General features: G+C 71.8%; 14 protein-coding genes and 1 pseudogene. 14 read left to right on the top strand and 1 reads right to left on the bottom strand.

Features of this window, described 5'->3' with window-relative positions; genetic code table 11:
- Positions 1–159 precede the first annotated feature (159 nt).
- From ACIQ87_RS30725 to ACIQ87_RS30780, 12 genes and pseudogenes are all read left to right on the top strand, one after another.
- A complete protein-coding gene (locus ACIQ87_RS30725) occupies positions 160–1,431 on the top strand; it encodes a helix-turn-helix domain-containing protein (RefSeq protein WP_402412973.1) in 1,272 nt (423 codons plus the stop codon).
- Between the two features lie 121 nt (positions 1,432–1,552).
- Entirely contained in the window at positions 1,553–2,125 is a 573-nt protein-coding gene (locus tag ACIQ87_RS30730) for a hypothetical protein (RefSeq protein WP_402412975.1), read from the top strand.
- Positions 2,122–2,679, top strand: coding sequence for an ATP-binding protein (locus tag ACIQ87_RS30735; RefSeq protein ID WP_402412977.1), 558 nt, complete (start codon positions 2,122–2,124; stop codon positions 2,677–2,679). The genes ACIQ87_RS30730 and ACIQ87_RS30735 overlap by 4 nt, the downstream gene beginning before the upstream one ends.
- A 213-nt stretch (positions 2,680–2,892) precedes the next feature.
- Positions 2,893–3,846: a hypothetical protein gene (locus tag ACIQ87_RS30740; RefSeq protein WP_402412979.1), complete on the top strand. Its 954-nt coding sequence runs from the start codon at positions 2,893–2,895 to the stop codon at positions 3,844–3,846.
- The gene (locus ACIQ87_RS30745) at positions 3,843–5,273 is read left to right on the top strand and encodes a hypothetical protein (RefSeq protein WP_402412982.1); all 1,431 of its coding nucleotides are present in this window, start codon (positions 3,843–3,845) and stop codon (positions 5,271–5,273) included. The genes ACIQ87_RS30740 and ACIQ87_RS30745 overlap by 4 nt, the downstream gene beginning before the upstream one ends.
- 136 nt (positions 5,274–5,409) lie before the next feature.
- Entirely contained in the window at positions 5,410–6,309 is a 900-nt protein-coding gene (locus tag ACIQ87_RS30750) for a hypothetical protein (RefSeq protein ID WP_402412985.1), read from the top strand.
- Positions 6,263–7,771, top strand: coding sequence for a B12-binding domain-containing radical SAM protein (locus ACIQ87_RS30755; protein WP_402412987.1), 1,509 nt, complete (start codon positions 6,263–6,265; stop codon positions 7,769–7,771). Before ACIQ87_RS30750 ends, ACIQ87_RS30755 begins: the two co-directional genes overlap by 47 nt.
- Positions 7,768–8,394: a dTMP kinase gene (locus ACIQ87_RS30760; RefSeq protein ID WP_402412990.1), complete on the top strand. Its 627-nt coding sequence runs from the start codon at positions 7,768–7,770 to the stop codon at positions 8,392–8,394. Before ACIQ87_RS30755 ends, ACIQ87_RS30760 begins: the two co-directional genes overlap by 4 nt.
- 7 nt (positions 8,395–8,401) lie before the next feature.
- Positions 8,402–8,866 carry an NUDIX domain-containing protein gene (locus tag ACIQ87_RS30765; protein WP_402412993.1) on the top strand — a complete coding sequence of 155 codons (465 nt, stop codon included), beginning with the start codon at positions 8,402–8,404 and terminating at the stop codon, positions 8,864–8,866.
- A gap of 593 nt (positions 8,867–9,459) precedes the next feature.
- Complete coding sequence (locus ACIQ87_RS30770) at positions 9,460–11,070, top strand: ISL3 family transposase (protein ID WP_402413122.1); 1,611 nt, start codon at positions 9,460–9,462, stop codon at positions 11,068–11,070.
- Positions 11,071–11,670: 600 nt separating this feature from the next.
- Positions 11,671–12,916: pseudogene (istA, locus tag ACIQ87_RS30775) on the top strand (IS21 family transposase).
- Positions 12,917–13,064: 148 nt separating this feature from the next.
- Positions 13,065–13,586: a GNAT family N-acetyltransferase gene (locus ACIQ87_RS30780; RefSeq protein ID WP_402412995.1), complete on the top strand. Its 522-nt coding sequence runs from the start codon at positions 13,065–13,067 to the stop codon at positions 13,584–13,586.
- A 503-nt stretch (positions 13,587–14,089) separates the two neighbouring features.
- Here ACIQ87_RS30780 and ACIQ87_RS30785 read toward each other — a convergent pair.
- On the bottom strand, positions 14,090–16,069 hold the full coding sequence (locus ACIQ87_RS30785; protein ID WP_402412998.1) for a hypothetical protein: 1,980 nt from the start codon (positions 16,067–16,069) through the stop codon (positions 14,090–14,092).
- 78 nt (positions 16,070–16,147) lie between these two features.
- Between ACIQ87_RS30785 and ACIQ87_RS30790 the strand changes: the two genes are divergently transcribed.
- Together ACIQ87_RS30790 and ACIQ87_RS30795 are read left to right on the top strand one after the other, a co-directional pair.
- Entirely contained in the window at positions 16,148–17,797 is a 1,650-nt protein-coding gene (locus ACIQ87_RS30790) for a hypothetical protein (protein ID WP_402413001.1), read from the top strand.
- Between the two features lie 131 nt (positions 17,798–17,928).
- Complete coding sequence (locus ACIQ87_RS30795) at positions 17,929–19,398, top strand: phospholipase A2 (protein ID WP_402413004.1); 1,470 nt, start codon at positions 17,929–17,931, stop codon at positions 19,396–19,398.
- Positions 19,399–19,493: the final 95 nt, after the last annotated feature.

The following is a 19,493-nucleotide window of genomic DNA, read 5'->3' on the forward strand; positions in this document are numbered from 1 at the left end:
CGTGCTTCAGGAGGGCCGGTGAGATCGACGCTGTCCAAAGGATTCACGTGCAGTGGGTCGCCGGGCACCGTCGGAGGGGTGCCCCGGCAGCGAGTTCGCGCAATCACCGGGTGTTCGGCTTTAACGCTTCGCAGCAACGGCATCCGGAGTACCGTCCTGATGGACGAGGTCAGAACGGAGTACACCAGCATGCCCTTGAACAGCGAGCACATCGGCGCCCGCGTGCGGATCGCCCGAAACGCGGCTGGACTGACCCAAGTTGAGCTGGCCGGTTTCCTGGGCCGGGCAGAGTCCTGGATGGCAAACGTCGAGAGCGGTCGGCAGCCGCTCGACCGGTACAGCGTGATCACTGCGATCGCCGACCGTTGCGATGTCGACGTCGTCTGGCTCCTCGGCCAGCCGTACCGCCTCCAGAGGGCCGGGGGAAGCCTTGCGCACGCCCACGTCCCCGCGGTTCGGACCGGTATCCGCCGTGCCAGCCTGATCCTCTCGGGACACCCGGGGCTCGCCCCGCAGGGGGCACCGGTTGAGCTGGACAGGCTGCGTGGGCAATCCCGCCGTGCCAATGCAGCCCGCCAGGCAGCGAACCTGCCCGGAGTCGCCACCCTGCTTCCGCCACTGATCGAAGATCTGAACACGGCGGTGCTCACTCTTACCGGCCACCAGCGGGACGAAGCTCTGAGGCTGTTGGTCGACGCCGCCAGGACGGCTCGGATGTGCCTGAACCAACTCGGCTACCCTGATTTGGCATGGTCGGCGGCCGAGGTGGCGGCCAGTGCCGCGGCAGCGGTCGACGACCCGCTCATGCGTGCCGCCGTCGCATGGGACAGGTGTGGTGCGTTGCTGCACCAGGCCTCGAACCGGGAGACCATCGCCGTGGCGGAGGCCGCGCTGCGGGACCTGGAGCCCTACACCACCGGAGGCGCGACTACCCGAGCAGCGGTGTCCTTGCGCGGTGCCCTGCACTTGAGGTGTTCGATCGCCCATGCCCGCGCAGGGCAGAAGGACGATGCCTGGGCCCGGATCAGTGCCGCGCTGGAGGACGCCGACCAGCTTGGCGACGGCTGGTACGACCTGGCGAACCACACCGTGTTCGGGCGTGGCGTCGTGGCCGTACATGCGGCGGAAGCCGGAGTGGAAGTGGACGAGCCGGACCGTGGCCTCAGGCGCGTTCCGGAGGTGGACATTCACGAGGTTCCGTCGAAGGAGCGCCGGACGCACTATGCGATCGACGAGGCGCGAGCGATGCACCGGATGGGTAGAAGCTCGGCCGCGGTGGTCAAGTTGAGGGAAGCCGCGACGGCAGCACCGCACTACGTGTATGCCGACCCCATGAGCCGCGCACTGGTCACTGAGCTCGTCCAGATCGGAGTGCCCTCCCAGGCCGCTGCCCTCTCAGGGCTCATCCGGAACATGGAACTTGTTCAGTAACTGAACTGAAATATCGAACAGTTGACGCCCCCTAAGTTTTCTAGGGGGCGGGCCAAGGCCGGGCTGCCACTCTCGGAAGGTCACCAGCAGTGCATGTGTGATCACCGTGGGAGAGACTGGCATGGAGCTGATCAACACCCGCCGACCGGAGGACGCCGCCACGGCCTACTCGGCCCTGAGCTGGACGCTGTCCGTCGGACACCGACACCGGCCCAGGCAGGGCTGTACCTGCGGCGATCCGAGCTGCCCGGCCCCAGGCGCCCACCCGCGTCCGAAGGGTCCGGTGTTCTCCGACCCAGAGCTCGTCATCTCCGCGTTGGAGGAGTCGCCCGGTGCCGGCCTCATCGCCTGGACCACCAGGTTCGATGCCCTACTCCTCCCGCGAACCATCGGCATGGCCGCGATGGTCGTCTTGGAAAAGGTCGCTCAGGTCCCGTGCATCGTGACCGTCGAGTCGGTGATCCTTCTGGTTCTCCCGGCCACCGGCCGGTACGCGAGCGCATCCTGTGACGACCTCGAAGTCCGCTCCGGTCCCGGCGACTGGATCGCCGTTCCGCCTTCGCACGGCACCCGCTGGGACACCCCGCCCTGGGTGCCTCAGACGAACACGCCGGCTGTCCTGTTGCACGGTGCCGATGTCGGCCGCCGCCTTGAGGGAAGCTCCTCCGGCTCGGCCACTGGGAGGGCGGTGTGAGCAGCATCGCCAGCCTTGAATTCGTCGCCGAACGGGAACGGATCGGCGATCTCCGCCGCTGGGCGAGGACGGCGCTGCCGACGCTCGGCCTGGACGGCCGGCAGCAGGAGGCGGTGTCGGACGATCTGCAGCTCGTGCTGAGCGAACTCGGGACGAACGCCGTCGTGCACGGCTGTGGCGGCGAGCGGCCGGACGTGATGCTGACCGCCCGCCTGCGGTACGACGCGGGTGTGCTGCGGGTGTCCGTGACCGACCCGGGGCTCGGCCGGCCCGAGTACCGGTCGGCCGGCGACGAGGCGACCTGCGGCCGCGGGCTGATGCTCGTCACGGCGGTCGTGTCCCGGTTCGGCGTCGAAGAGTTCCCCGAGGGCGGCAAGGAGATTTGGGCCGAGATCGGGCTTCCCGAGCAGGCGCGCCCGGCGGCCACCGCGGGCGAGCAGGTCCACCCGCGGGTCGAGGCGCCGCGCGCGGACGCGCTCGTGCGGGAGTTCCGGCCTCGGCCCGCCGTGGGCCGGCTGCCCGGGCAGCCGGCGCGCGACCGAATACCGGCGTGACCGGCACCTCGTAGGCCTCCGGTAGCACCTGCCGCCTCCGCACACGCTTGCCTGTGCACACCGGTGCCACCGGAGTCCGGAACACCCGTCCCTGGAGCGACACGGCGGCGGGTGGCGGAAGAGCACCGCCCCGCCCGCACGGGGCGCGCACGCTCACCGCCTCCAGGGCCGCTTCCCTCTCCATCCGTCCACTCCGAACCCGAGGACTGCGCCGTGAGTGTCGGAACGCGCACCAAGACGCTGCTCAAGACCGTCAGCCCGGCCCGAAGACTGGACATCGCGGCCTCCTACGAGGCCCTGACGCAGGCCTGCGTGGCCACCGGCGACGACTCCGCGAAGGCCGAGCTGGTCAGCGACAGCCCGAACCACCTGTGGTCGCTCGGCTCGCGCTCGCACGCGCTCGCCATCGTGCACCCGGACCTGGACCAGGCCTGGGCGCTCGTCAAGGGCGCGCAGTTCCTGCGGCAGCACCGGCTTCCCGTCACCTCCCCCTACTACACCGACGTCCGCCCGGCCGCCGACGGCCGGGCCGTGACCTTCTGGCAGGACCCCGGGAGGCCGAGCGCCGACACGTCCCTGTCCGCGTGGGTGACCGCCCTCGCCCACCGCATCGACCCCGCTTTGGCGCCGTGGCTGAGGGAGCACGACCCGTTCGCTCACCTGCTGGATGGACTGGACGACGCCCCGCTGGACGATGCCGCCCGCCGGTTCCTGCGCGAGCACACGGCGCAGCTGCGCGAGGAGTGGGACTACCTGGACTGGCCGACTCCGGACACCGTCGTCCTCGGCGCCCTCGGAATGGTCCCCTGCCACGACGACGGCGTTCACGTCGGGCTCCTGCTGCGCCGGCCGCTGACGCGCGGCCGCAGGGAGTGGGACCTGGTCGCGGCCCGCTGGCGCTCCGAACTGCTCACCGGCTCGCGCGAGGACCACCGGACGTACGCCGACACCTACCTCTCCTACGAGCGACAGGGCCGGCTCCCGGCCCACCCCTACATCGGCGCCTGGTCCGGCTACCAGGTCGTACGCGACGTCGTCGTCCTCACCGCGGTGATGAACACGGTGCGGCGCGCCCACCTCGACGCCGCCGCCCACCGGCAGGCCGCCCACCGCGTCGCCTGCCTGCGCGGCGCCCACCCGATCCCGTGGAACTGGGGGCCGCGATGACGGCCCCCCACACGAACGCCCGCCCGCTGCCGGAGGTCCACGAGCCCCGGGTCCTGCGGTGCGGCGACCACCTCATGGAGGAGATCACCATGCCCATGACCCCGCCGCAGAGCACCCCGGCCACCGCCGACTCCCTGGCCGTCGCCGGCTTGGCCGACCTGGACCCTGACGCCCTGACCGACCGCCCCGAGTACCTGGTCACCGGCGCCTGGCTCGCCCCCGCCACCGAGTTGGCCCTGCACCTGCTCGACCGGGCCGACCCCGGCACCCTCGCGGCCGGCTCCCGCACCGCCCCCGGCCACACCCTGCTCCTGCTCGCCGCGCCCCGCGACGGCCACCCGGCGATCCACCTGCGCCTGCCCGACGGCACCACCCCCGACAGCACCACTCCCGACGGCACCACTTCCGCCGGGCCCTGGCCCGCCGACCGCACCACCGCCCTCGTTCCGCTCGTCGGCACCCTGGACCTCGCCCTCTACCGCGACCGGGACGACGTCGACCATGACGACCCCCAGTACCTGCGCACCCTGGACCCCGGCCAGGTCTGCCTCCTGCACGCCGGTGCCACGACCCGGCTCACGGGCTCCCCGGACAGTGCGCAGCTCATCGCGTCCCATGCCCCGGCCTCAACCCAGGCCCCCACCCCGGTCCCGGGCACCGCGCCGTTGACCCCGGACGAGTACCGGGCCGCCGCCGCCGACGCCCACGCGCGCCTCGCCGACCCCCGCCCGACCGGTGCGGCCCGGGCCGCCGCACCCCGGCTCGAGGACATCCCGGACCTGCGCGCCGCCGACCTGCCGCGGTTCCACGCCGAGTCCGACGTCCTCCACCGCCTCGCCGCCGACCGCGCTCTCCTGTCCTACCTGGTCACCACCACCGTCCTCGTCCCCGACCGGTACGAGGCCTCCCGCACCACCCTGCTGCTGGACCGTCTCGTCCTGTCCACGGCGGACGACCTCGGGTACGAGGTCCGCCTCAACACCAACCCCCGCCCCGGCAACCAGCTGCTCCCGCACGACCACGCCTACCCGTTCGCCGCCCGCGTCCTGACCGGGGGCTACCTCCACACCGTCTTCCTGCGCACCGACGGCCGGACCGACGGCCGCGCCGACGGCCCGTTCACGTCCGGCGACCTGCGCCCGGCCGTCACCACCACCGAACTCCCTGGCAGCAGCTACACCCTGGCGCCCACGCTCGTGCACCGGGCCGTCATGCTGCCCGGCACGACCACCCTCATGGTGCGCGGCTCCTACCGCTCCGCCGCCCACGCCGCCTCCGACCTGATCCCGCCGGTCTCCGCCTGGCCCCCACCCGTCGGCGGCGAGGCGCCGACACACTCGCGCCGGATGACCGACGCCGAGCACCACGTGCTCTACCGGAGCCTCGCCGCCGCAGGCGTGATCGACCCGGTGCCCGAGCGCCGGTGAAGCAGCACCCGGCCCCAGGGTCCCGGCGCTCCGGTGCCCCGACGCCGCCGGGAACCCGGCCGAACCGGCCCCGGCGCCTGCCCGGACTTGGCAAGCTGGGGCGGCCCACTTCGGCACCCTAGGCAAGGAGCGCCCCGTGCACACCGTCCTGACGACCGATCACCCAGCCTGGCAGGAGAACACCATTACCGGCCACCGGCAGCGCCCCCTGCGCACCGCCGACGGCCTCTGGCTGGCCACCCTCACCCCCGACGGCCTCGACCTGGCCTGCGTGGACGGCACGGAGGACACCAAGCCCACCCTCGTCACCACCGACCCGACGTCGCTGCCCGGCACCGTCCCGCCCGCCCTCCTCGCCGGCCTGCGCGGTCTCGGGCCGAGCGTGCGGGTGGCCAACCCGTGGCTGTGGGACGCGATCACCACCGCGGTCCTGCGCCAGGTCGTCCGCGCCGACCAGGCCCGTCGCCTCTACCGCGGCTGGTGCGCGGCCCACGGCACCGAGCTGCCCGCCCCCGGCAACGGCCCCGCCTCCGGCCACGACCGCGGGCCCGCTCCCGACCGCACCCTGCACACCGCGCCGACGCCGGAGACCGTCCTCGCCCTGACCGACGAGCAGTTCGCCGCCGTCGGCACCACGTTCCACCGCACCGCACTGCGCGCGGCCGCGAACGCGTACCTGGAGCACCGGGCCCGCTGGGAGCGGTTGGACGCCCCGGCCCTGGCCACCGCGCTCGTCGGCGTGCCGCGGATCGGGCCCTGGACGGCGGCCGCGGCGGCCGCCGACTTCACCGGCGACTTCTCCGTGTACCCGCATGCCGACCTCGCGGTCCGCACCTGGGCCGCCCGCATCGCCCCCGACCACCCCTGGCCCGCCGCCGACAAGCCGAAGAAGACCGAGGCCCTGTTCGGCGCGCACTGGCACCACCTGGCCGGCGACGAACCGCGCCACCTGCACACCCTCACCCTGTCGACACTCACCTGGGGGGCCCATGCCCGCACCGATCAGCTCGGAGGAACAGACCCGCACCGCCCATGACCTGGTCGCCGGCGCCGACCCGGACCGCGCCCTCGACTGCCTGTTCGTCAACGCCCCGCTGCGCGACTACGGTTTGCGCCCGCGCGTCAACGACTACACCCTGCCGGTCCTCGGCATGGCCTACATCGCCACCCACGCCGCCGCGCACGGCTTCAACGTCGGCATCCTGGACGCTGAGGCCCACGGACTCGGCATCCGGCGAACCGCCGACGTCGTCAACGCGCTGCGGCCGCGCTGGGCCGCGTTCAACCTCCTCGCCCCGACCTACGAGCTGACGGCGCGGATCGCCGCCGCCCTGGACCCGGCGATCGCGCTGATGGCCGGCGGCCACCACGCCAAGGCCGACCCGGGGCGCGTCCTGGCCGATCCGCGCTTCGCCGGCCTGGAGGCCCTGGTGATCGGCGAGGGCGAGATGCGGGTCACCGCCCTGCTCGGGGACGTCCACCGGCGCCGCGAACTGCCGAAGGTGATGTGGCGCGACCGCCTGCTCGGTACCACCGCCTGCGGCATCCCGCGCCCCGGCGACACCGCCCGCTGGCTCGCCCCGGACATCGACGCCCTCGCCGTCGACCGCCGCTTCCTCGCCCAGGACCCGTACCGGGCCGCCGACGGCCGCATCGAGGCCAACCTGGTGTGCTCGCGCGGCTGCCCCTACGAGTGCGGGTTCTGCGGTGCCGCCGCCTCCATGAATCCCGAGGTCAGCATCCGCACCCGGACCCCCGAGAACATCATCGCCGAGATGCACCGGCTCGACGCCGACTTCGGCTGCACGGCCTTCCGCGCGGTGGACGACCTCTTCCTCGGCGCCCGCCGCGTCATCCACCCCGCCCTGGACGCCTTCGCCGCCGAGCGCGTCGGCGAGAGGTACGTGTGGGACGCCACCGGCCGCATCAACGTCCTCGACCGCGAGAACGACACCGTCTTGGAGCGGCTGCGCGGCAACGGACTGCGTGAGGTCGCGCTGGGGATCGAATCCGGCTCCGCCCGGATCCTGGAGGCGATGGACAAGCGGATCACCCCCGCGATGACGCTCACCGTCGCCCGCCGGCTGCTGGAGAAGGGCATCGGTGTGAAGGGGTACTTCATCCTCGGATACCCCGGCGAGACCATGGAGGACGCCCTCGCCACCCTCGCCCACATCCGCGAGCTCTGGGCCCTGTCCGACCGCCTGCCCGGCACCTTCCGCGCCTCCGCGTTCACCTTCCGCCCCTACCCCGGCTCGCCCGTCTTCGCCGACCTCGTCCGGCAGGGCTGGGACCCCGAGGCCATGCAGACCTACCAGGACGTCGACCTCACCGGACACGGAGCCGACGAGGCGATGCGCGGCCGCGACGAGTTCAACTTCGCCACCGGCCAGCAGTTCGGCCACGTCCCCCTCACCCGGCTCTACGGATGGCTGGCCGACATCTCCCGCGAACAGCACCACCGCAACGCCGCCGCCCGCCGGGAGGTGACCGCGTGAACGGCCTGCTGCTCACCGTGGACGGGCCCAGCGGCCTGGGCAAGTCCACCGCCGTCGCCGCCACCGCCCGAGCCCTGCGGACGGCCGGACACACCGTCCACACCGCCACCGGGCCCTCCACCACCGCCTACGGCCAGGCCGTGCGTGCCGCCGCCGCGACGATGCGAGGGCGCGCCCTCGCCCTGGCCGTGGCCGCCGACCGCCTCCACCAACTCGACACCGACGTCCGCCCCCGGCGCGCCGCCGGCACCACCGTGCTGCTGGACCGCTACCTGCCCTCCACCCTCGTCCTCCAGCGCGCCGACGGAGTCGACACCGACTTCCTTCTCGCCGTCAACGACGGCGCGGACGTCCCCGACCTCGCCGTCCTCCTCACCGCCGACCCCGACACCGTGCAGCGCCGCCTCGCCCACCGCGGCACCCGGCACCGCTTCGAACTCGACGCCGCCGCCACCGCCCGCGAACTGCGGCTCTACCAGGAGGCCGTCCCCGTGCTCGAACGGCTCGGCTACCGGCTCCACACCGTGGACACCACCCACCTCACCCCCGAGCAGACCGCACAGGCCATCCTGGAACAGGTCCCACCCCGGACGATCAACACCAAAATGCCGTACGGGAGTTAGAGAGAACATGAGCACCAGCGACACGAGTCCCACCCCGCATCCCGTCGTGGACGTCCACGTCATCCTGCGCACCCCGGACGGCAAGGTCCTGCTGTCCCAGCGCGGCGGCCCCTACGGCTACGGCCAGTGGCACGCCCCCAGCGGCAAACTCGACCCCGGCGAGAAGCCGGCCCACGGCGCCGCCCGCGAACTGGAGGAGGAGACCGGGGTCACCGTCGACCCGGCCCACCTCCACCTCGCCTACACCGTCCTGCACCGCCAGGACCCGGCGATCCTGCGCCTCGGCCTGTTCTACCTCGCCGCCGAGTGGGAGGGGGAGCCGGTCAACCGCGAACCCGCCAAGTGCCTGGACCTGCGCTGGTTCACCGAGGACGGCCTGCCCGACGACCTGATCCCCTACCCCGCCGCCGGCATCCGCGGCGCCCTCACCGACCCCGGTGGCCTGGTCCACCACGGCTGGCCGCCTGCGTGACGGCCCCGGCCCACCCGTGCTCACCCTCCGGCCCCCGTGCCGCCCTCAGGGGGCCAGGGCGTTCAGAGGGTGAGCCGGACGGGCCCGAAGGTGGCGCAGAACCCGCAGCCACAGCTGGTGAGGGAGTTCGCCAGGCAATGGGCGGTCGGCCAGGAGCGGGACACACAGGGGCCCGGGTCGAGCGGCGCCTCGTCCCCGGGCACCGTCAGGTCGCACCACGTGCACCGGACAGCCGCAGGCACACCCGCCTCCCGCAACCGCCGGGCCGGCCCGACGGCGACGTCGAACGCCGTCGCCGAGAAGTCGATCGTGCCCGGCTTGTTGCCGACGGCGGCCTGGAGCGGCTGACCCCCGCGGGTGCGGGGAGGAGGTCCGGGCCTGCGCCAAGGGCGGGGCCGTGACCGGCTGACCTCCGCGGGTGCGGGGAGGAGGAGCAGGACTGGCCGGACCTGTTTTCGACAGGGTGATTCGGTTCAGGCACGGATTTCGTGAACTCGATCGTGCTTCCATGCGCCGGGTGACGCTCCGTCATCCTCGGGTGGACGCTGACCGAGTGTGAGGACATCTTCCTTTTGCTCCCGCATCTGGCACGGATGCGGGTCGAGTGCGTCAAGGTACGGGACGGCCAGGTGGTGATCGAGGCGTCCACGCCGGAGGGCGGATTCGTGCCGTGTCCGGGCTGCGGGATACCGTCTGGGCGGGTGCACAGCCGGTACGGGCGACGCCTGGCCGACGCCCCGTGCGGTGGTCAGAGCGTCGTGATCGAGCTGTCGGTGCGCCGGCTGTTCTGCGACAAGCGCGAGTGTCGGCGGGTAACCTTCGCCGAACAAATCGAGGGGCTGACCTGCCGCTACGGCCGCCGCACGCCCGTCCTGCAGCGGATGCTCGCAGCGCTGGGCGTCGTCCTGGCCGCTCGTGCCGTGGTCCGCCTGGCCCTGCTGTTCGGCATCGTGATCAGCCGGATGACCGTCCTGCGCATGGTGATGGCGCTGCCAGACCCGGACTGGGCGACCCCGCGCGTGCTCGGCATCGACGAGTTCGCCACCAGAAAGGGTCGCCGCTACGGCACCCTCCTGGTCGACTGCGAGACCCATCAGCCCCTCGACCTGCTACCCGACCGCGACGCGGACAGCGTCGCCACATGGCTACGCGAGCGCCCTGGTGTCGAGATCGTCTGCCGCGACCGCGCGTCCGTCTTCGCCGACGGCGCCCGCGCTGGAGCCCCGAAGGCCCAGCACTGCGCCGACAAATGGCACGTCTGGCACAACCTCGCCGAGGCCGTCGAACGCCTCGTGTCCCGCCATCGCACCCTGCTGCGTGACCTGGTGGAATGCGCGCCCGCGCCCGAGCCGCCGACACCGGAACCCACACCCGCCGAGGCAGTCGAGGACGCCGGGGATCCGCTCGAACCTTACCCACAGGGGAAGTTCCTCGATCGGCTCCGTGACACCCACGCTGCCGTTCGCGCCCAGGTTGAGCAGGGGCTGAGCCTGCGGGAGATCGCCCGTCGCCTCGGACTCGGGCGCAACACCGTGCGCAAGTACGCTCGCGCCGCCAGCCCGGAGGCGATGCTGCACGGCCAGTGGCAGAACCGGACCAGCAAACTCGACGCCTTCAAGCCCTACCTCGACCAACGCATCGCCGAAGGCTGCACGAACATGTCCCGGCTCCACCGCGAGTTGCAAGAACGCGGGGCACGCTGCAGCTACAGCACGCTGCGCGACTACGTTCGCCCGCTGCATCCCGGCCGTCGGACGGCCAGCGGCACACCACCGATCGCTCGGCCACCCTCGCCCCGACAGGCCGCCGGCTGGATCATGCGCCACCCCGACCACCTGCGCGAAGACGACCAGCGGCAGCTCAAGACCCTGCTGGCCCACTCACCCGAACTCGCAGCCGCCGCTGGCCACGTCCGTGCCTTCGCCGCCATCATGACCAACCGCGAAGGAGATCAACTCGGGCATTGGATAGCGGCGGTCTGCGCGGACGAGCACTGTGGCCTCGCCGGCTTCGCCGCCGGACTCCTCCCCGACCTCGACGCCGTCGTCTACGGCATGAGCACCGACTGGTCGTCGGGGCCGGTCGAGGGCCGCGTCAACGACCTCAAGGCGCTCAAACGCAGCATGTTCGGCCGAGCGAAGCCGCTGCTTCTTCGCAAACGGCTTCTCCTGATCGCGGCCAGCCGCCGACCACGGACCGGTTGACGAGCCCTTGATCGACTTTCAGGGGTGCTTGCCCGGTGAGGGCTGTCTTTCCCTGTCTCGGACCTTGCGGTCCAGGAACTCGATCAGTCTCGTTTCCGAACGTAGCAGCCGCTCGCGTTGCTCAGAGGGAAGGGTTGCGAGGGCATCGACCAGAACGCGCTTCCGCGGGACGTGGACCATATTTCCTGAGTAGATCCTGCAAGTTGAGCACCAGGCGAACCCGATGCAGCGCTCGAACATGGAGGACTCGGGCGGATAGAAGCGGTACTGGTACGAGCGGACCGGCGTCCCGCACGTGGCGCAGATCCGGCGTTCACCGTCGGGAGCGGACCAGCCGCTCCCGACCTTGAGCCAGTGCTGCCGCTCGGCCGGCGCTCTTCAAGTCGTCATGCCCAGCATTCTGTCCCATCCGAGTCCGCCCGGCAGCCATCCGAGCAAGTCTCGGCCATCGAGCACAGACCGTAGCGGCCCTTTGATCAACTTCACGAAATCCGTGCCTGAACCGTGAAACGAGGGCCACGGACGGCGGATCAAAAGCGGGTCACTGCGTGATCTCTTGATCATCCTGACTTCACTGGTACGGGAGTCAGGAGGGAAGAGGTGATCGGGGTGGAGGACTGGGCTGAGATCCGGCGGCTGCATCGGGCTGAGGGGTTGTCGGCGCGTGCTGTGGCCCGGCAGCTGGGGATCTCCCGGGGCACGGTGGCGCGGGCTCTGGCCTCGGACCGGCCGCCGGTGTACCAGCGGCCGTTGAAGGGCTCTGCGGTGGACGGGGTCGAGGACCGGATCCGCGAGCTGTTGCAGCAGACTCCGACGATGCCGGCCACGGTGATCGCGGAGCGGATCGGCTGGGAGCGGGGGCTGTCGATCTTGCGGGAGCGGGTGCGCGAGCTGCGTCCGGCTTACCTTCCCGTCGATCCGGTCTCGCGGACGGTCTATGAGCCGGGCGAGCTGGCCCAGTGCGATCTGTGGTTTCCGGCGGTGGACATCCCGCTCGGTTACGGCCAGAGCGGGCGTCCTCCGGTGCTGGTCATCGTCTCCGGCTACTCCAGGATGATCACCGCCCGGATGCTGCCCTCGAGGTGCACCGCTGATCTGATCGACGGCCACTGGCGGCTGCTGACCGGCTGGCAGGCGGTGCCGAGGACGCTGGTCTGGGACAACGAACCGGGTGTCGGTCGGGGAAGACCGACCGGCGAGTTCGCCGCCCTGGCGGGCCTGCTCGCCATCCGGCTCCTGTTCTGCCGGGCCTCGCGATCCGGAGGCGAAAGGACTGATGGAGCGGGCCAACGGCTACCTGGAGACGTCCTTCCTGCCCGGTCGCACGTTCGCCGGGCCCGGCGACTTCAACACCCAGCTGACCGCCTGGCTGCAGATCGCCAACCGGCGCCGCCACCGAACGATCGACGCCCGGCCCGTCGACCGCTGGGAGACGGACAGAGCGGCCATGCTCACGATCCCGCGGGTCGACCCGCCGGCCTGGTGGCCGCTTCGCACCCGGCTGGGCCGCGACCACTACATCCGCGTGGACACCTGCGACTACTCCGTCCACCCCCGCGCGATCGGCCACCTGGTCACCGTCCGGGCGGACACCGAGCAGATCACCGTGACCTGCGGCGAGGAAGTCGTGGCCCGCCATGCCCGCTGCTGGGCCCGCCACCAGTCGATCACCGACCCCGAGCACATGGCCGCGGCCGGGCGCCTGCGCCAGGAGGTCCACCGGCAGCACGCCGCCCAGGCCCAGCTCCTGGCGCCCGCCGGCATCGAGGTCGAGCAGCGCGAGCTGACCACCTACGACCGCATCTTTACCCTCATCGAGGGCGGAGCCGGAAAGGAGGACCTCTGATGACCCCGACCACCGCCCCTGCCGACCAGAACGCCGCCGGCACCGCGACGAGCAAGCGACCGCCCGAGGACCGCAAGGCCCGCACCGGGCGGCAGACCGCCGCCCGAAATGCGCTGACGAAGCGACACGGTCCGGTAGGTTGCGCGGCATGGCTGAGCTTGGACCTGTGGTGTGGCCGTCCGTTCCGCTCAGGACGCCTCGGCTCGTTCTCCGCGAGTCCGAGGCCCGGGACCGGGCGGCGTACGTCGAGCTGCTGACCTCCCCTCAGGTGCACACCTACCTCGGCGGTCCGCGGCCCCGTGAGGACGTCGAACGTGCGCTTCCGGGACGGCGTCCCGGTACCTTCGTCGTCGACCACAGCGGGGAGATGATCGGCCTCGTGACGTTCGACCGGCGCGACCCGGCACGGCCCGGTCGCATCCGCCCGGAGGGCGGCGACGCTGAGCTCAGCTACATGTTCCTGCCGACAGCGTGGGGGCGGGGGTACGCAGCCGAGGCGTGCGCGGCGGCGCTCCGTTGGTTCGCCGGGGCGCTGCCCGGGGAGCCGGTGGTGCTGTGCACTCAGGCCGCCAACGACCGCTCGGTGCGCCTGGCGGTGAAGCTGGGGTTCACCGAGGTGGAGAGGTTCGAGGAGTTCGACGCCGAGCAGTGGTTCGGCGTGTGGCCCTGACCAAGTAGGCCCGATGAGCCGGCCCCCGCTCCGCTCCGACCCGCGTCAACCCGGACGGCGCCGCGCCGACCACCGGGTGACAGTACGCCAGCCGTCCCGCCCGGGCCGGTAGCCCTTGCCCGTGATCACTTCTTCCTGGTGGCGCCACGGCACCACCGCCATCGCCGCACCCCGGCCGCCGCTTCAGCACCGCTGGTCGTCTGGCGCTGACGGCCTCGTCGGGGACCGGTCCGCTGCCCGCTCGGGGGTTCGGGCGCGGACCGGTTCTCCCAGTGTGTGCGGGCGGCGGCCGTGGCGCTGGCGGGGCTGGTCCGGACCGGTGCCGGCTGGCTTCGGGCGGTGCTGTGGGGTGTTCGGTCAGGGGCATCTCTCCCTTTGGTCCCAGCGGAGTGGGGCGGAGCACATCGTGGGCGCGCGACTGCGGGAGCCTTCTTGCTGAACCTCCGTGGTGAGCGCGGTGGTCCGCCGGTGAGTTGGTCTGTGTTCGTGCCGGTGACCGGCGGTCAGGGAGCGACCGGGCCGCCGATCCTGGACCAGACGCCGTTGGCGCCGCTGTATTCGTAGACGCCTGAGTGGTCGGGGCTGACGCCGTACAGGTGGTCGTCGGTGGTGACGAAGGCGGCTCCGGGGGCGCCGATGCGGGTCCAGGTCCCGCGCCCGCGGTCGTATTGTTCGATGTCGCCGGTGGCCGCATCCGTCGCGTACAACGTCGTGCGGCTGGTGAAGATGCGGTCGGTGGTGCCGCGGATCTGCTTCCAGTCGCTGTTGGTACCGGTGTACTCGAAGACCCCGAAGTGGTTGACGCTCACCCCGTACAGGTGGTCGCCGGTGGCCGCAAAGCCGCTGCCCGGATCGCCGATCCGCGTCCACGTCCGGCGGGCGCGGTCGTACCGTTCGATGTCGCCGGTCGCCGCGTCCGTCGCGTACAGCGTGCTGCCGCTGGTAAAGATGCGGTCGGTCGCGCCGCGGACTTGTTCCCAAGTGTCGCCGGCACCTGTGTACTCGAAGACCCCGTGATGATCGACGCTCACGCCGTACAGGTGGTCGCCGGTGGCCGCGAAACCGCTCCCGGGAGTCCCGATCCGCGTCCAGGTCCCGCGCCCGCGGTCGTACTGCTCGATGTCGCCGGAGACCGGGTCCGTCGCGTACAGCATCGACGCGCTGGCGTAGATCCGGCCGGCGGCACCGCCGACTTTCGTCCACGAGCCGTTCTTGCCGGTGTACTCCTCGACGGCCGTGTGGCCGGGGGTGATCCGGTACAGGTGGGAGCCGGTGGCGGCAACGGTGGGAGCGCCGGGTGCGGCAGCGGGCGCGCCGGCCGTCGCACCTGCGGATGGGGGCGCGGTTCGACGGGAAGTCGGTGCGGGGGCCGCTGGGCCCGGTGTGAGGGGCGGGCCGGCGGCCTCGGTGGGAGGCGTCGCCGCCGTGGTGGCCGGAGGCTCGGGCGTGGGTGAAAGGTCCAGGCCCGACGGCAGAGAGAGGCCGTCCGGCGAGGCGGTCACGGCAGGGGCGGCCGCTTCCTCGCCGCGCCCGGGCTGCTGGTACCGGTTCGCAATCACCACCGCCGCGAGCAGCGCCAGCAGAGCGGCCCACTGCACCCAGATCCGCCAGCGCCTCCGGCTACCGGGGGTGCGCACCGGGGCACCGTCCAGGGCCTCGGCAGGTCGAGGGGCCGATGAAACCAAGGCGGGTCCACGAACCGGCGACGCAGGGGCAGAAGCGTCAACCGGGACTGCGGGAGGAATCGAGCCGGGAGCCTTGGACTCGGCGGCGGATTCAGGCGCGGACTCGGCCGCGGATCCCGATGCGGGCCCAAGGCCGGGGTCAACCGGCCCGGCCTTGTCAGGCTCCGCACGGCCGACGGCTACCGCCCCGACCTCCGTTCCGGCGGTCTCCCCGGACCCGTCGCCCTGAGGGGCCGGCACATCGTCGGTCGATTGTTCGCGGGCCGGCGCGGGCACATCCTCGCTGGTCGGGGAATTGTCCACAGGTCGTTCGCCGGCGGGCGCAGGTCGTTCGCCGCCACGAGGCGGACGCGGGGACGCCGCGGCCGAGAGTTCGGCCTGGGCCCGCCGCGCGGCCAAATAGAGCCGGCGGGCCTCCTGGAGCTTGGCCACGCGCGTGGAGCCGTGAGAGAAGCGGTCCTCGGTCACCTTCTCGAGTCGCTCCCACGGAATGATCTTGATGCCGGAGCGGTACTCGCTCCACACGCTCCTCACTCCCCCGTACTGCGTGTGCAACTCGCCGCCCGTGCGGCCGTCGGTCAGCTCCTGCACAAACCATGCGAGCGCGTTGGCCTGCTCCGTGCGCCCCTTCAGCGGCCCCTGTGCCCGCCCTGCTCTGCCCATAGGTTCCCCCTCGATGATGACCGTCTCGTTCGCCGACGTTCGCGGGCGTTCGCCGAAGTTCGCGATGTTCGCGTCACTTTGGCCCCGCTGACCTGCGGCGACAGCCAAAGCACGGCGCTCGACCCTGACGGCCAATCACATCAGGTTCCAGTGTGGTGATCCACCGCTTCCGCCAACCCGGCAGCGGCCCGTCCACCACACGAAGGGACCGCCATGCACCATGGCCTGTCGCGTCGCCCGAAACGCCTGGCCGCTCTCGCCGGCCTAGCCCTCGTCGTCGGCGCCGCCGTCCTGCCCGCACACGCCGACCCCACCACGCACGGCACCACCGACGTCCTGCCCCTGTCCACCGGTGCCATCGGCCACGGCGCGGCCCCGGGCGGACAGGTCACCCGCGAGCAGATCATGGACCGCGCCGAGGACTGGGTGGCCCAGCACGTGCCGTACACCCACCAGGGAGTCAACGGCTCCAAGTTCGACTTCTGGCAGGACGAGCCCACCGGCGGCCCCTACCGGCAGGACTGCTCCGGTTTCATCTCCATGGCCTGGCAGCTCGACAAGAGCCGGACCACCGACACCCTGCCGGACCTCGCCGAGAAGACCACCTGGGACCAACTGCAGCCCGGAGACGTACTGAACACGACCAGCAGCGGACACGCCATCCTGTTCGCCGGCTGGACCGACAAGGCCAAGGGCACCTTCCGCTACATGGCGCAAAGCCGGCGCGGAGTGCCGACCATGGCCGCCTCCGCCAACCGGAACGACCGGAAGATCGCCGGCCATGACGCGTCCGGCTACCAGCCGCTGCGGTACCGCAAGATCGCCGAAACCCCGCCCCCAGCGGCGCCCGCGCCACCGCCCCCCGCACCCACACCCACTCCGGCGCCCGCTCCGGCACCGGCCCAGGAGCCTCCCGCACCGCCGGCACCCGCCGCACCGACCGCCCCCTCCCCGCCGCCGGCACCGGCCCCCGGCCAGACCCCGGCACCGCCTCTGGCCGCGGCCGTGCCCGCGGACTCCGGCACCAGCGTCGCCGCGACCGGCAGCCGCCTCTACCGGATCACCCCGGACCACACCGCCGTCGAGGAGTACACCGGCAAGGGCGACACGTGGGTGAAGGTCCGCGGCGCCACCAGCCGGATCTACACCAGCCGCAGCACCCTCTACGCCATCGACAACGGCAAGGGCGACATCTGGCAGTACGACCCCGCGCGGAAGGGCACCGGCGGCGAGCTCCACACCGCCGGCATCGACGGCCCCTGGATCCGTATCGGCGGCCCCGGCGCCCAGTTCGCCGCCACCGCCGACCGCCTCTACGGCGTCAGCCCCGACCACTCCGGCATCTACGAGTACACCGGTACCCCGGGCGTGTGGAACCGGGTCCGCCTCGCGGGCACGGACCGGATCCTCACCAGCGCCGGCACCCTCTACGCGGTCGACACCGCCCCTACCGCCGCCCGCGGCGGCATCCACCAGTACGACGCCGCGAGCGGCCGCTGGACGGACATCGGCGGCCCCGGCAGCGGGTTCGCCGCCACCGACAAGCACCTGTTCGGCATCAGCCCCGACCACACCGGCCTCTACGAGTACACCGGCACCCCCGGCGTGTGGGACCGCGTCCGCGGCGCCACCGACCGGATCTACACCAGCCGCAACACCCTCTACGCCACCGACCTCACGACCGGCGACATCTGGCAGTACAACCGCGAACGCCGCACCTGGACCCGCATCGGCGGCCCCGGCGCGAACTTCCTCGCCACCGACAAGCACCTCTACGGCGTCAGCCCCGACCACACCGGGATCTACGAATACACCGGCACCCCCGGCACCTGGACCAAAGTCAGCGGCCCCATCGCCACCTGACCCGGCACGGACACAGGAACCCGGCCCAAAGACGTCCCGCCCCCGCCACCCGGAAAGCACACCCGGCCGACCCGCCGTCAGCCCTTGCCCCTGCGCTGCCCCGAACGACCAAACACTTCCAGGAGGAACCCGTGAAGCTCCGAATCCCCGTCCGCCACCGGCCCGGCCGCCCGGCCGCCGAGCACTCCCCGCAACCGTCGCCGTGGACGCCGGCCCGGATCATCCGGCTGCTGTGCCTGGTGGTCGCCGGCGTCCTCGCCCTCGGCATCTCCGCCAACGCCGCCACCGGCAAACGCCGCACCGTACACCCCTCCCCGGCCCAGACGCTCGCACTGGGCCACCTCGTCGCAACCAAGAACAGCGCCTACGCCCTGACGAAGGACCGCTCCGCCATCTACCGGTGGGCCGGCAACCAGGACCGCTGGATCAAGATCGGCAACAGGGCCGCGAACATCTACGCGAGCGAGGACACCGTCTACGCCACCGACCTCGCCACCGGCGACATCCACCGGTACGACTCCGAAACCGAATCGTGGCCCCGCATCGGCGGCCCCGGGGCCGACTTCGCCGCCACCAACAAGCACCTCTACGGCATCAGCCCCGACCGCACCGCCGTCTACGAGTACACCGGCCAAGGCGACACATGGACGAAGGTCGGCGGTCCGGCCGACCGGCTCTACACCTACACCGGCAAGACACCCGCCATGAAGCTGAACCCGCTCTTCAAGGACCACCCCACCGACAGTCCCCTGTACATCACCCAGCCCGGCTCCGGCGACATCTACCGGTACGACGGCCACGCCACGGCGTGGACCCGCCTGGGCGGCCCCGGCGCCGAGTTCGCCGTCACCGACAACAACCTCTACCGCCTGGCGACCGACCACTCCAGTGTGTCCGAGTACACCGGCCCGGGCGATAAGTGGAAGCCCGTCCGCACCACCCGCACCGGGCACATCTACGCCGCCAACACCCTCTTCGCCACCGACGATTCAACCGGTGACATCTTCAAGTACAACGGGCACCCGAACAAGTGGAACCGCATCGGCAGCCCCGGATCCGCGTTCGCCACGTCCGGCGACCACCTCTACGGCATCACCCCCGACGGCTCCGCCCTCAACGAATACACCGGCAAGAACGACGTCTGGACCGACCGCGGGGCTCCGGTCACCCCGGCCAGCCGCGAGGAGCGCATCGCACACCTCGAACAGCTGACCCAGCCCGGCCAGGCCGCGACCGACACCTGGTACCGGGAGCTCGGCGCCCACCGCAGCCACCAGCCCGACCGCTACGAGTTCAACTGGGACACAAACATCTGCAACGCCCCCGCCCCGGACAAGATCGCCGACTACGACTTCAGCCTCGCCTGCATCCGCCACGACTTCGGCTACCACAACTACAAGGACCTGTTCGGAGACGAGGGCTTCCGCAACAGCCTGACCGGCCCGTCCCCCAAGCAACGCGTCGACGACATCTTCCGCCAGGACCTCTACAACATCTGCGACGAGGTGGGCTTCCCGTGGAAGCACACCGACGCCCAGCGCACGGCGTGCCGTTTCATCGCCGACAAATACGTCGGGGCGGTCGCCCTCTCACACGGCTGACCCGCCAACCGCCCCGGAAAACCGCGCCGGCCACCCGGAACACCGGGTGGCCGGCGCATCCTTGCCAGGACTGACCCGCCATGCACGCTCCCGCC

Source organism: Kitasatospora sp. NPDC096204, from assembly GCF_044763205.1.
Lineage (GTDB): Bacteria > Actinomycetota > Actinomycetes > Streptomycetales > Streptomycetaceae > Kitasatospora.